This window comes from Bacteroides caecigallinarum (assembly GCF_021530995.1).
Taxonomy (GTDB): domain Bacteria; phylum Bacteroidota; class Bacteroidia; order Bacteroidales; family Bacteroidaceae; genus Phocaeicola; species Phocaeicola faecigallinarum.
This window is the reverse complement of the sequence record NZ_JADYTF010000038.1, coordinates 13,581-27,058: the sequence shown is the minus strand read 5'-3', so window position 1 is coordinate 27,058 and position 13,478 is coordinate 13,581. Positions and strand designations below refer to the sequence as shown.

Genomic DNA, 13,478 nt, shown 5'->3' with positions numbered 1-13,478 from the left:
CTTTTAAGTTTTTACAGTCAAATCATAATTTATATAGCTGTAAAAGTATGTTATATGGCAGAAAATACGTAATTTTGCAAAAAAATATTTATAAATAGAAATAAGATTGTTTTATGAAAGGGGTTGAGTTTCATCCTAAACTGTTTTCTACACTCAAGAATTACAGTAAATCAGATTTCATGACTGATTTGATGGCGGGTATAATAGTAGGTATTGTAGCCTTGCCGTTGGCTATCGCGTTTGGTATTGCTTCAGGTGTAACTCCTGAGAAAGGTATCATTACGGCTATTGTGGCTGGATTTATCATTTCTTTCCTTGGTGGCAGTAAGGTGCAGATAGGTGGTCCTACAGGTGCTTTTATTGTTATCATCTACGGTATTATCCAGCAATATGGATTGAGCGGACTTATGGTTGCCACTATGATGGCGGGAGTCTTGCTTATATTATTAGGTGTATTCAAGTTGGGAACTGTCATAAAGTTTATCCCCTATCCTATTATTATAGGTTTTACCAGTGGTATTGCCGTAACAATCTTTACTACACAGATAGCAGACATCTTCGGCCTTGATTTCAGGGGAGAGAAGGTTCCTGGAGATTTCATTGGTAAATGGATGCTTTATTTCAGACATTTTGATACTGTGAACTGGTGGAATGCCATAGTAAGTGTAGTCAGTGTGTTTATCATAGCTATAACTCCAAAGTTCTCAAAGAAGGTGCCTGGGTCGCTTGTTGCCATTATTCTGGTTACTGTAGGAGTGTATTTGCTGAAGCAGTATGCAGGAATCACATGTATTGATACTATAGGCGATCGTTTCAGTATTAAGGCTGAGCTTCCTTCGGCAGCTGTTCCTGCGATAAATTGGGAGGCTATACAGAATCTTTTCCCTGTAGCGATAACTATAGCAGTTCTTGGAGCAATAGAATCTTTGCTTTCTGCTGCTGTGGCTGATGGTGTGATTGGTGACAGACACGATTCAAATACAGAACTTATAGCTCAGGGTATTGCCAATGTGGTATCTCCTATTTTCGGAGGTATTCCTGCAACAGGAGCAATTGCCCGTACGATGACTAATATCAATAATGGTGGTAAATCTCCTGTTTCAGGTATTGTGCATGCTGTGATACTTCTTCTTATACTTCTTTTCCTTATGCCGCTTGCTCAGTATATTCCTATGGCATGTCTTGCCGGAGTATTGGTTATAGTGTCATATAACATGAGTGGCTGGAGAGTATTTATGGGATTGCTCAAGAACCCTAAATCGGACGTTACAGTTCTTCTTATAACATTCTTCCTTACAGTTATATTCGATTTGACAGTAGCCATCGAAGTGGGATTGCTCATTGCCTGTGTATTGTTTATGAAACGTGTGATGGAAACTACTCAGATTTCCGTTATCAAGAATGAGCTTGACCCAAACAAGGAATCGGATATGGAAGTGCACGAAGAGCATCTTATTATTCCTGATGGTGTAGAGGTGTACGAGATTAACGGTCCTTATTTCTTCGGTATAGCGACTAAATTTGAGGATATGATGGCGCAGCTGGGCGACAGACCTAAGATTCGTATCATCCGTATGCGTAAGGTGCCATTTATCGATTCTACAGGTATCCATAACCTTACTACACTTTGCCATATGTCGCAGAAGGAGAATATACATATCATCCTGTCAGGTGTAAACGAAAATGTGCATAAGACACTTGAAAAATCAGGATTCTATGAACTCTTGGGTAAAGAAAATATCTGTAGCAACATAAATGAAGCTTTGGCTGTAGCTACAAAAGAGATGGAAGAGCTTAATAGAAAATAATGCTTTTAACAATTAACATAAATGCTCCATGTTGTTAACAAACGTGGAGCATTTTCTTTATTTATTAAACTATGTTATAAAACATGGATTTTTGGCTGAAATACTTGCAGATTACCGGAAAGTCCGTACCTTTGTACTGTGTTTTTCATAGTATTAGATTTTAAGGTTAACAAAGGTTGGAGTACAGCGGTACTCCTTTTTTTATGTCTATACGTTTCGTACGAAAAAATATTTATTTTTATTGCACAATTATAGATACAAGAAAGCCTCAAGAGACTGTCTCTTGAGGCTTTCTTGTGTTGGACTACCAGGATTCGAACCTGGACAAACAGAACCAAAACCTGTTGTGCTACCATTACACCATAGTCCAAACTTAATTGCTTTCTCTCGAAATGCGTGGCAAAGATACTATCTTTTTATGTTATCTTCCAAATTTTCTTTAACTTTTTTCGTACTTGCAGGTCTATATTTATTAATAAAGTATTGTTGTCTTGGGTAAAATTCTATCTGTGAAAGATGTGAAAGTAAAATTACTGTATAAAACCACTATAGTTTCAATCAGTCTTTATGATTGTGTTTCTTGAGTACTCTGTGCGGCAGTTCACCGTGTCCAAGCAGTTCAATAGGGCATTGCAGTTTTTCTTCTATCCATTCGGCAGAGACTTCGCTTTGTGGGTGATAGTCCAAAGTGCCGTTTACGCAAGCTATACTCTTTACATTTTGCAGTACTGAGCCTATGTCGTGGCTTACCAGTATTATGGTCCTTTCCTTGTTTATTTCCTCAAGCAGTGAATACAGTCTGGCTTCGAAACGCTTGTCGATATAGGTATTTGGCTCGTCAAGTATTATTGCCTTAGGATCTGAAACAATGGCTCTGCCCAATAAAGCTCTTTGCATCTGTCCTCCGCTCAGTTGTCCTATCGGCTTGTTTTCCATTCCTTCGAGTCCCATCATGGATATAGTTTCCTTTACTCTCTCATGATGTTCCTTTGTGAATCTTCTGAACAGGTTTTTCTGTCTGTTAAGCCCTGAAAGAATAACTTCGTAAACAGATATAGGGAATTTCTTGTCTATCGAATTATATTGCGGCAGATAGCCTATTTCCAGTCTTTCTGTGAGGATACCGTTGTCATAATAGGTTATTTTTCCTTCGGTAGGTTCCAGAAGTCCCAGTATCACTTTCATCAGTGTGGTTTTTCCTCCACCGTTCGGACCTATAATGCCAAGGAAATCCTTTTCTGCTACCTCCAGATTTATGTCATGAAGGACGGTTTTATTCTCATATCCGGCGGACAGGTTCTCTATTTTTATTATGCAGTTGTTCATTATTCGTTGGTTGAAACTTCTTTTGTATGTAGTGCCTTTGCTGTATTTATCATCTCTTCAGTCCAGTTGTAGTTCAACGGATTTACCGGAACAACTTCTACTCCTAGCTCCTTGGCTATAGTCTCTGCATTACGCATGTCGAACTCCTGCTGTACGAATATTACTCTTGCATTCTTGTCCTTACACAGTTTTATAAGTGACTGCAGATGAGCAGGCGACGGTTCTTTACCACCCTCCTCGATACTGATCTGTTCCAGACCATAATCTCTTGCGAAATAAGTCAGAGCAGGATGATAGATAAGGAAAGTCTTGTCTGCATCAGTAATTATTTCCTTTATTTTTTCGTCAGTCTGTTCTATTATTTTTGTAAGACTGTCCAGTCTGCTGTTGTAGTATTCCGAGTTTTTGCTGTCCAGTTCTTGCAGTGCGTTGCAGATGTTATTGGCTATTATTTTAGCGTTCTCTGTAGAATTCCAGATGTGTGGTTCCACACCGTGTACATGCTCCTCCTGTGCGCTGTTGTCATGTGAGTGTGAACATTGCTGGTGTATGAGATTTACTCCGGCTGAAGTGTCGTAGAATGGAAGCTTCGGAAGATTTTCCTGCAATTTGGCAGTCCATGACTGTTCGAATCCTATGTATCCTATACGCAGATATGCAACACTCTTGCTCAGGTTGACCATTTGTTGTGGAGTCGGATCGTATGTTTCCGGGCTGCTGCCTGCCGGTACCATGCTCACTACTTTGAATTTATCGCCTGCAATGACTTCTGTGAAATATCTTAATGGTTCTATTGTGACGGTTATCGTAGGTTTATCGCTTTTTTCTGTGTTACTGCACGATGAAAAAGCCATAAGCAGGCATATAATAGATAATAATGTTTTCATGTTACAATCAAAATTTAAAAGATTAATCATTATGCTGTTTCTTGCACATTTCGTTTTGAGTAAGGTTTCATTTCGTTTTGGTCCCTCTCAGTATTTCTCTTTTACCTCCCGGAGGACCTGCCAGACGTTCCACCATAAAACCCGCTTCCTGAAGCATCCGTCTTACAACTCCTTTTGCACAATATGTAGTGAGTATTCCGTTGTAGTTCAATACTTCATATAGATTGTCAAACAGTGTCTGGCTCCACATTTCAGGTTGTTTTTCAGGTGCAAAGGCATCGAAATAGATAATGTCGTAGCCTTTTCTGAAATTATATTCAGTAAAATCACCTTCTATTTTTTCAATAGTGAAATGTTCTGAAACGGTTTGCGGTGAGTTCCATTCTGCATTATGAATAGAGTAAAACAGTTCGCTTTCTTCCGGTGCGATAAGTCTCGGATAGTCAAGAAGCTTTATAGTCTCCATATCAAGAGGAAATTTTTCTATAGTGGTATAGAATATGTTTCTCTTCTCATTTTTGGCTTCGAGAGATGTCAGGAAGGCATTGAGTCCGGTTCCGAAACCAATTTCCAATATATGTGGTGACGTAGCCTGTGAGTGCTTAAGGCCCATATTGATGAATATGTGTTCCGACTCTGTCAATGCTCCTTTCACAGAGTGATAATGCTCGTCCAGTTCCGGAACGAACAGTGTATAGCTTCCATCTGCTGTCTTTTCTATTTCCATAACCTTAATTGTTTATTACAAGGATATCAGTTTCAGGGTTGTTGCCATCAGTATGGCATATCTGGCAAGTTTTCCCAAAGTCATGGATATTGTAACTATAAGTGCGTTGGCTCTCATCAGTCCCAGTACCACCAGTATGGCATCACCTATAACCGGCAGAAATGACAGGAAAGCTATCCATGAACCTTTTCCTTTGATAAACCTTTCTGCCTTGTCCATCTGTTTCTTTTTCACTCCCAGATACTTTTCTATCCATTCCATCTTTCCCAGATGACCTATCCAGTAGCACGTCAGCCCTCCAAGAGCATTTCCTGCTGTGGTGGATAGTGTGGATAATATAGGGTCAAGTCCTAGTCCTATGCATGCTAGCAGTACAGCCTCCGAACTGAACGGCAAAACTGTCCCTGCCAGGAATGCCGATATGAACATTCCCCAATAACCCCATTCTGTGAGAAACTGAAGCATTGCATCCATTTCTTTTTATTATCCTCCTATATTAGACTAAAAATGAATCATCAGGTTATATATAGCCATAAGAACAATGATAACCAGTGAAACTATCATAAAAATATATGTAAACTTGTTTGTTTTCTGTATCATGGTATATCCGTAAAGGATAGAGCACATTGTCATTACAATAGGAAGTAAGGATTTCAACATAGATGGTTGCGCAATCATGAGTATTGTTTCATATATCCCTATTGTATTAATCACTCCTATCATGATTCTGTTTCTTACCTTATCGTTTTGTGATATTACAAGACTGTTTATTCCGCTTACGGCAGATATTAATAATACACATACAGCTGTTATTGCTTGATTTATAGGCAGATTTCTGTATAAGTCAATGTCCCATTCAAAAATATTATCGAACCATGTAAGAAACATCGGGCTGTTGCCGATATACATGTCATAACCAGTCATGAGCCAGTATGGAGTACAAAGACCTATGATACCTGCAAAGAATGTCTTGAAACTGAATGACCTGAGTTGAAACATGAGAATAAACACCAGTGGTGCTGAAAGAATCAATCCAGGCTTTATCAAACTTCCTATACCTAACCACAGGAAAGAATGGAAGATATACGAAGACGCATTTTTCTGTTCATAACTTTTGAGTTGGCAGTAAAGACTTCCCATAAAAAGTAACAGAATCCAGCATTCCCCTTTGCCATATTCATGAAGGAACAATGATGATGAATAAAGTATGGCAAATAAGGCAGAGGGCAACGATGAACGACTTCTTATAAGGGCAAATGAAGTATTGAACTCAATGAGAAGATATGTTACCAGACCTCCTGTCAGGAAAGATGCAGCTTCCATTTCGTCGTTGAAAGCTGCTATCCACAGAATTACAGATAATACGATAGCCACCGGAAGTGTCAGCCTCCCGGTAGCTATCTGATATTGAAAGCGGTTACGCATGATATATTATAAATCGAAACCTATATCTGAACGGAAATATTTCTTTTCGAACTGTATCTTGCCAGCATTCTGGAACGAAATAGCCAAGGCTTCTTCCTTGTTTGCTCCGTAAGAGCTTACAGCTATGACACGTCCTCCGGCTGTTACTACCTGTCCGTCCTTAACAGCTGTTCCGGCATGGAATACAATACTTCCACCAGCCTTTGCATCTTCGATACCGCTCATTGGGAAACCTTTGTCGTATGCTTCAGGATAACCTCCTGATACCAACATAACGCATACAGCCGAGCGAGGGTCTATCTCAAGAACACGCTGGTCGAGGTTGCCTTCTGCAACACCTTCAAGAAGGTCTACAAGGTCACTCTTGATACGAAGCATTACACTTTCTGTTTCAGGATCACCCATACGTACGTTGTATTCTATCACCATCGGTTCGCCCTTCACGTTGATAAGTCCGAAGAAGATGAATCCTTTGTAGTCGATACCTTCTTCTGCCAAGCCTTCCACTGTAGGACGTATGATACGGTCTTCCACCTTCTTCATCCATTCTGCATTTGCAAACGGAACAGGTGAAACAGAGCCCATACCTCCTGTATTAAGGCCTTTGTCGCCTTCGCCGATACGTTTGTAGTCCTTTGCTTCAGGCAATATCTTGTAGTTCTTTCCGTCTGTAAGAACGAAAACAGAACATTCTATACCGCTAAGGAATTCTTCGATAACCACTGTGGCAGAAGCACTTCCGAACATACCGCCAAGCATTTCCTTAAGTTCCTTCTTAGCTTCTTCCAGTGTAGGGAGAATCAATACGCCTTTTCCGGCACACAGTCCGTCTGCCTTAAGCACGTATGGAGCTTCGAGAGTTTCAAGGAAAGCCAGACCTTCTTCAAGGTTTTCGGCTGTAATGCTCTTATATCCTGCTGTAGGGATATTGTGACGCTGCATGAATCCTTTAGCGAATTCCTTGCTTCCTTCGAGCACTGCACCGGCTTTAGAAGGACCGATAACTGGGATTGACTTCAATGCCTCGTCGTCGCGGAAAAAGTCATATACACCCTTTACCAATGGATCTTCCGGACCCACTACCACCATGTCAACTTTGTTTTCAACGACAAACTGTTTGATGGCATTAAAGTCGTCAGCCTTGATAGCTACGTTTTCACCAACTTCGCGTGTTCCGGCATTTCCCGGAGCGATGTACAATTTCTCAACTTTTGAGCTTTGTGCAATTTTCCATGCCAGAGCATGTTCGCGGCCGCCTGAGCCAAGTAGTAAGAGTTTCATATTATATTTTGGTTTTAAGTTTTTCATTTTAAAAAATCGTCAAAGTATCTCGAAATGTGTTCATGCAGATGAACTCTTTCTGTTCCAATCATGTTATGTCCAGATTCAGGATAAACGAAGAAGTCAGGATGTGTTCCTGCATCAATGCATGAACGCAGGAATGTATAGCTGTGTTGAGGGACGCATGTCGGATCTTCGCCGCCGATAATAATCAGCAGTCGTCCTTTCAGGTTTCCAGCTTTCAGGTTCAGATTAGAATTCTTGTATCCTTCCGGGTTTGTTTCCGGTGTGTCCATATATCTTTCGCCGTACATCACCTCGTAGTATTTCCAGTCGATAACAGGACCTCCGGCTACACCTACCTTGAAAATCTCAGGATAAGTGAGCATAAGGTTTGTAGTCATGAATCCTCCGAAGCTCCATCCGTGTACTCCTATCCTATTTGCATCAACGTATGGAAGTGACTGCAGCATCTTTGCTCCTTCCACCTGGTCTTTCATTTCCTCCACACCAAGCTGACGGAAAGTACAGTTTTCAAATTCCCGTCCGCGGTTATCACTGCCACGGCTGTCAACTGTAAGCATTACATATCCTTTCTGTGCCATGTACAAGTCCCATCCGCGTGCATCGTAGAAACGAGTGTTGTGTATCATCTGTGCGTGAGGACCGCCATACACGTAGATTATAGCAGGATATTTCTTGTTAGGGTCGAAGTTAACCGGCTTGATAAGTCTGTAGTAAAGGTCAGTCTTACCGTCTGCAGCCTTGATTGTTCCAAGAGTTATCTCAGGCATATTGAATTTCTCAGGCATAGGGTCGCTTGAAGTGAAGATAGTAATACCCTTTTTGCCGTTTGTAGGCAATATGCTTGTTTCGCCTGCTACGCTGAACGAAGTCATGTTGTCGATGATGTAAGTACCTCCGGCAGAGAGTTGTGCTCTGTGATGGCCGTCCTCCTTGCCTATTAGAGTGCGTTTGCCGCTCTTTATGTTGAGGCTGTAGATGTTAGTCTGTAAAGGTGACACTTCGGTAGATGCGATAATGACTTCCTTCTTAGCTTCGTTGAAACCGAGAATGTCCTGTACCAGCCAGTTGCCCTTGGTAAGCTGTTTCACTTCTACATACTCCTTGTATTTGTTCATACCTTCTATCAGTTCCAATGTGACAGGTCTAGGTTTCTTTGTATCGAACAGATACAGATGATTGAAGCCGTCTCTCTGGCTCTGGTAGATGAATTTTGTTTCATCCCATGGAAGGAATGTCAGAGTGTGCTGAGGCTCAACATATTTAGGATGAGATTCTTCGTACAGTACACCGATTTTCTCTCCTGTTTCGGCATTGTACTTAACGAGTTGAGCATAGTTCTGGTCGCGGTTAACTTCTATCACGTAGATATTTTCCTCGTCAGGAGCCCATGAAATGTTTGTGAAATATCTGTCTGTAGGGTCACCTGCATCTAGATAGACTGTTTTTCCGGTCTCAGGATTGTAGATACCTACGGTAACCTTGTGGCTGGTCATGCCTGCCATAGGATATTTGTCAGGTTCAAGTGTTGCTATTCGTGTGGTTGTGTTTACCTGCGGATAGTCTGTCACCATACTCTGGTCCATGCGATAGAAAGCAAGGTATTTTCCTTCAGGTCTCCAGAATGTACCCTTGTAGATACCGAATTCATTGCGGTGTACAGCCTGTCCGTAAACGATGTCGTGGATATCGTTGCCACCGCATGCAGCTTTTTCAATGTTGATGTCAGGATTAACCTGCTTGTCTGCAATCTTCTCGGAAGCTATATGCAAGTTGTCTCCCACTGTATATGCCACAGTCATGCTTTCCTTGCAGAAATCAATGTTGGCAGCTCCCTTGTTTATTTTGATAGCCGATTTTACAGTCTTGTCTTCGAAGTTATAGACTATGATGTTACCATCGTGTGAGAGAAGTATTTCTTTCTCATCTCCCCAAGGCATTGAAGCACCCATGAGCGAACGGAGAGGTTTGATACCCTTGGTCTTTTCGTCATCCTGTAATGCTGTATTTATTTCATCCAGGGTGATGATAGTCTTTTCTTTGCCGTTCTTTTTGTCGATAGATACTATTTCTTCCACTCCTGTTCGGATACATACATCGCCCCACCATTTCAGACCTGACATCCTTTTCGGAATGAGGTTGAAATAGTTATCACCTCCCGGTATTACATCCTGCAGTGTGAACGAAGTCTTTTCCTGTGCCAGGATTCCTGTAGTAGGGATATTAAGTGCCATTATACTCAATAGGGTTATAATTTTGTTTTTGAGAATCATGTTTTTCCTGTTACGTTATAGAATCGTTTTAAAAATATGAAACCTTGCAGGGTAAGGTTTTTACCCAGCAAGGATATGTATTAATCAACGTTGTTTTCTTCTGTTGACAACAAGTCTTCCGGCTTGCGTCTGCTGTGCATATATCTTGGTGCAGGCGCGCCTTTAGGACGTCCGTCGTCTGTTGACGGGCGTGGAGTGCGTGGCTTGTTTTCGTCACGGTATTTGAATTCGCTCTTTCTTTCGCGTGTGAATTCTTTTCCATCGCCAGCTCTTCTTCCTCTGAATTCCGGTTTTGCATCACCGTCTTTACGGTCTCTTCTATCACTTTTGTCGTTGCCGAAAGGTTTTCTGTCCTTGCGGTCGCCTTTGCCGAAATCAGGTTTCTCATTCCTTCTTCTTGGCTTTTCGCTTCTTTCTTCGCTCTTAACCTTGAAGTTCTTGCCTTCCTCACCGCTTCTGAATGCCTTGAACTTACCGTCAAACAGCTGATACTGGCGGAACTGACATTCCAGAGCACCGTTCATCAGACGTATTTTCACACTTGGCTTAAGTCCTATCTGGTCGAAACATTCGTCACGGTAGCTTAATATCCATGCGTCGTTACCTGTGAAGGCATGTTTCAGTCTCTCTCCTATCATTTTGTAAAGACCAAGCAGGTCGTCCGATGAAATTCTTTCACCGTAAGGAGGATTTGTTATGATGATACTCTTTTCTGCAGGCTGTTCGAACTGTTGGAACGGCTGAATCTTAAGCACAATGTCTTTGCTCAGACCTGCAGCCTTGACGTTGTGAGTAGCAATTTCGTTTGCCTTAGGATTGTTGTCGTAACCATATATCTTATGGTTGAATTCTTTTTCCTGCGAGTCGTCGTTATAGATAGAGTCGAGAAGTTCGCGGTCGAAATCTTTCCATTTTTCGAATCCGAATTCTTTGCGGAACACACCTGGAGCGATGTTTCGTGCTATGAGTGCAGCTTCAATAGGAATTGTCCCCGAACCGCACATTGGGTCGATAAGGTCACACTCGCCTCTCCAACCAGTCATCAATATTATTCCGGCAGCGAGAACCTCGTTAAGCGGAGCTTCCACCTGTTCCTGACGGTAACCGCGGCGGTGTAGAGACTCGCCGGAACTGTCGAGTGACAAAGTACACTGGTTTTCTGCAATGTGGATGTTGATGCCCAAATCAGGCTTACTGATGCGTACTGACGGACGGTTTCCTGTCTTTTCGCGGAAATAGTCCACAATGGCATCTTTTACCTTGTATGCAACGAATTTTGAATGACGGAATTCTTCCGAGAATACTACAGCATCGACACTGAAGCTGCTCATATTGTCAAGATATTGATCCCATTCAATAGCTTTTACGGCGTCATATACTTCGTCGGCCGAGTTTGCAGTGAAATGTTTGATTGGTTTAAGAATACGGATTGCAGTACGCAGGCAGAAGTTTGCTTTGTACATCATTGCCTTGTCACCTGTGAAAGAAACCATGCGGCGACCAATTTCGATATTGCTGGCTCCTAATTCTGTGAGTTCTTGTGCCAATACTTCTTCCAGGCCTTGGAATGTTTTGGCGATAAGCTCGAATTCTTGATTCATGTTTGAAAAAAAATTACGTAATTTTGTTTTAGGGTACAAAATTACGTAATTTCAGTCGCTTAATCAACGATTTAGCTGTGTTTCTTATAATAATTCTATAAAAGCGTCCACGTCTTCCTCGCGTGTGGCCCAGCTGGTGACGAATCTTACTACTGTTTCCTTCTCTCCGCGCGGTCCCCAAAGTTCAAAACCAGCGAATTGTGAGAGCCTGTCTATTTCGGCATTTGGCAGGCAAACGAACTGCTGGTTTGTAGGCGAGTCAATATGGATTTTATATCCTTTGTCCTTGAAAGCCTGTTTCAGCTTCATTGCCATTCGTACAGCGTGTTTTGCTATGTTCAGGTATAGCCCATCGGTGAACAGAGTCTCGAACTGAACACCTTGCAGTCTGCCTTTTGCCAGCAATGCTCCGTGTTGTTTTATCAGAGGGAAGAAGTGAGGCAGACGTTTCGGATTTGCGGCTACAACAGCCTCGCCGAAGAGGGCGCCTACTTTTGTTCCTCCAATGTAGAACACGTCACACAGTCTTGCCACATCTTTCAGAGTGACGTCAGTGCCTTCTGCAGCCAGCCCGTAGCCTAATCGTGCCCCGTCCATGAACAGTGGAATATCCGCTTTGCGGCATACACGGCTGATGCTTTCCAGTTCTTCAAGTGTGTATAGTGTTCCGTATTCCGTAGGATGAGAGATATATACCATTCCCGGTGCGACCATGTGTTCGTAAGTCTCGTCACGGTAGAAGTCGGATATATATTTCTCTATATCCTCAGCCTTTATTTTGCCATCATATTGAGGAAGAGTCAGCACCTTATGTCCTGTAGCCTCTATCGCTCCCGATTCGTGAACGTTGATATGTGCGCTTTCTGCAGCCAATACTCCTTCATGGTGCATGAGCAGTGCGTCAATCACTGTTGCATTGGTTTGTGTACCTCCCACGAGGAAATGAACTGCGGCTTCAGGTTGTCCGCAAGCCTCTCTGATAAGCTGTTTGGCTCTCTGTGTATATTGGTCGGAGCCATATCCTGTGGTATGTTCAAGATTGGTCTCCATCAGTCGGCGCATCACTTCAGGGTGTGCCCCTTCCATATAGTCTGTATAAAAGTATAGCATTGTTGTTCGATTTTATAATTCGGGTGCAAATATATACATGATAACTTTTATATAGTAGAATTTATCAGTGATTAATATTGAAAAATATCTAATTTTGCAGTGTAAATTTATGAAAACGATATGACAAGTTTGCAAAATGCCAAATATCATATTCTGGCGATACTGACTGTAGCTGTATGGGGAATAACATTTATATCTACAAAAGTTCTGATAAACAATGGCTTGACTCCTCATGAGATTTTTTTTATACGTTTTGTAATTGCGTATATTGGAATATGGTTCATTTCACCTCGCAGGATATTTTCCGAAAGCGTGAAAGACGAGCTTACTTTACTGGCTGCCGGACTGACCGGTGGTACACTGTATTTTATCACGGAAAATACGGCATTGCAATTTACCCAAACCACTAATGTGGCTTTCATTATATGTATTACTCCATTGATAACTACTGCTATGTCTATTCTTGTAAACAAGGATAGTAAAGTTGGGCGTGGTTGGGCTTTAGGTTCTTTTATAGCGCTGATAGGCGTGGCTATTCTTATATTCAACGGCAGTGTCATTCTGAAGTTGTCGCCTGCAGGAGATTTGCTGACACTTGCTGCCGCATTATCCTGGGCATTCTACAGTCTGATAATAAACAAGCTCTCGAAGAAATATAATTCGGTGTTTATTACTAGGAAAGTATTCTTTTACGGGGCTTTATGTGTGCTGCCTACATTTGTCGTTTATCCGCCTTCATTTCCTATCGAAGGATTTCTTCGTCATGAGGTGCTTTTTAATATCTTGTTTCTTAGCCTTTTGGCTTCTCTTGTATGTTTTGCCGTATGGAATGTTGTGTTGGTGCGAATAGGTACTATAATGTCATCAAATTATTTATATCTTAATCCATTGTTCACAACTGTTGCCGCATCCATATTCCTCGATGAAACATTGACAGTTTATGCCGTAACAGGTGTTATTCTGGTAACGCTTGGGGTGTATATTGCTGCCAGGAATGGGTGATTACAGATTATAAG

General features: G+C 41.7%; 11 protein-coding genes and 1 tRNA gene. 2 read left to right on the top strand and 10 right to left on the bottom strand.

Translation table 11 applies throughout. The features are described 5' to 3' along the window. Positions 1-113: 113 nt before the first annotated feature. Positions 114-1,808 carry a SulP family inorganic anion transporter gene (locus I6E24_RS07115; RefSeq protein WP_235327414.1) on the top strand — a complete coding sequence of 565 codons (1,695 nt, stop codon included), beginning with the start codon at positions 114-116 and terminating at the stop codon, positions 1,806-1,808. Between the two features lie 299 nt (positions 1,809-2,107). Here the strand turns inward: I6E24_RS07115 and I6E24_RS07110 are convergent. The 10 genes from I6E24_RS07110 to I6E24_RS07065 all read right to left on the bottom strand — a co-directional run bounded on the left by I6E24_RS07110 (position 2,108) and on the right by I6E24_RS07065 (position 12,462). Beyond that, positions 2,108-2,178: transfer RNA gene (locus tag I6E24_RS07110), tRNA-Gln, on the bottom strand. A gap of 188 nt (positions 2,179-2,366) precedes the next feature. Beyond that, complete coding sequence (locus I6E24_RS07105) at positions 2,367-3,134, bottom strand: metal ABC transporter ATP-binding protein (protein ID WP_235327412.1); 768 nt, start codon at positions 3,132-3,134, stop codon at positions 2,367-2,369. Further along, complete coding sequence (locus tag I6E24_RS07100; RefSeq protein WP_235327410.1) at positions 3,134-4,021, bottom strand: metal ABC transporter solute-binding protein, Zn/Mn family; 888 nt, start codon at positions 4,019-4,021, stop codon at positions 3,134-3,136. The genes I6E24_RS07105 and I6E24_RS07100 overlap by 1 nt, the downstream gene beginning before the upstream one ends. Before the next feature lie 67 nt (positions 4,022-4,088). Continuing rightward, positions 4,089-4,748, bottom strand: a complete 660-nt coding sequence (gene mnmD, locus I6E24_RS07095) for a tRNA (5-methylaminomethyl-2-thiouridine)(34)-methyltransferase MnmD (protein WP_235327408.1) — start codon at positions 4,746-4,748, stop codon at positions 4,089-4,091. Between the two features lie 15 nt (positions 4,749-4,763). After that, positions 4,764-5,222 (bottom strand): YqaA family protein, encoded by a 459-nt coding sequence (locus I6E24_RS07090; RefSeq protein WP_235327407.1) that lies wholly within the window; start codon positions 5,220-5,222, stop codon positions 4,764-4,766. A 27-nt stretch (positions 5,223-5,249) separates the two neighbouring features. After that, on the bottom strand, positions 5,250-6,173 hold the full coding sequence (locus I6E24_RS07085; RefSeq protein ID WP_235327405.1) for a hypothetical protein: 924 nt from the start codon (positions 6,171-6,173) through the stop codon (positions 5,250-5,252). Positions 6,174-6,179: 6 nt separating this feature from the next. Beyond that, the gene (gene purD / locus I6E24_RS07080; RefSeq protein WP_235327403.1) at positions 6,180-7,454 is read right to left on the bottom strand and encodes a phosphoribosylamine--glycine ligase; all 1,275 of its coding nucleotides are present in this window, start codon (positions 7,452-7,454) and stop codon (positions 6,180-6,182) included. A 23-nt stretch (positions 7,455-7,477) separates the two neighbouring features. Then, positions 7,478-9,712 carry a S9 family peptidase gene (locus I6E24_RS07075; RefSeq protein WP_235327401.1) on the bottom strand — a complete coding sequence of 745 codons (2,235 nt, stop codon included), beginning with the start codon at positions 9,710-9,712 and terminating at the stop codon, positions 7,478-7,480. A gap of 119 nt (positions 9,713-9,831) precedes the next feature. Then, positions 9,832-11,352, bottom strand: a complete 1,521-nt coding sequence (locus I6E24_RS07070) for a THUMP domain-containing class I SAM-dependent RNA methyltransferase (protein WP_235327399.1) — start codon at positions 11,350-11,352, stop codon at positions 9,832-9,834. Positions 11,353-11,436: 84 nt separating this feature from the next. After that, positions 11,437-12,462, bottom strand: a complete 1,026-nt coding sequence (locus tag I6E24_RS07065) for a threonine aldolase family protein (RefSeq protein ID WP_235327397.1) — start codon at positions 12,460-12,462, stop codon at positions 11,437-11,439. A 120-nt stretch (positions 12,463-12,582) separates the two neighbouring features. Here I6E24_RS07065 and I6E24_RS07060 point away from each other — a divergent pair, with 120 nt between their 5' ends. Continuing rightward, positions 12,583-13,464: a DMT family transporter gene (locus I6E24_RS07060; protein ID WP_235327395.1), complete on the top strand. Its 882-nt coding sequence runs from the start codon at positions 12,583-12,585 to the stop codon at positions 13,462-13,464. Positions 13,465-13,478: the final 14 nt, after the last annotated feature.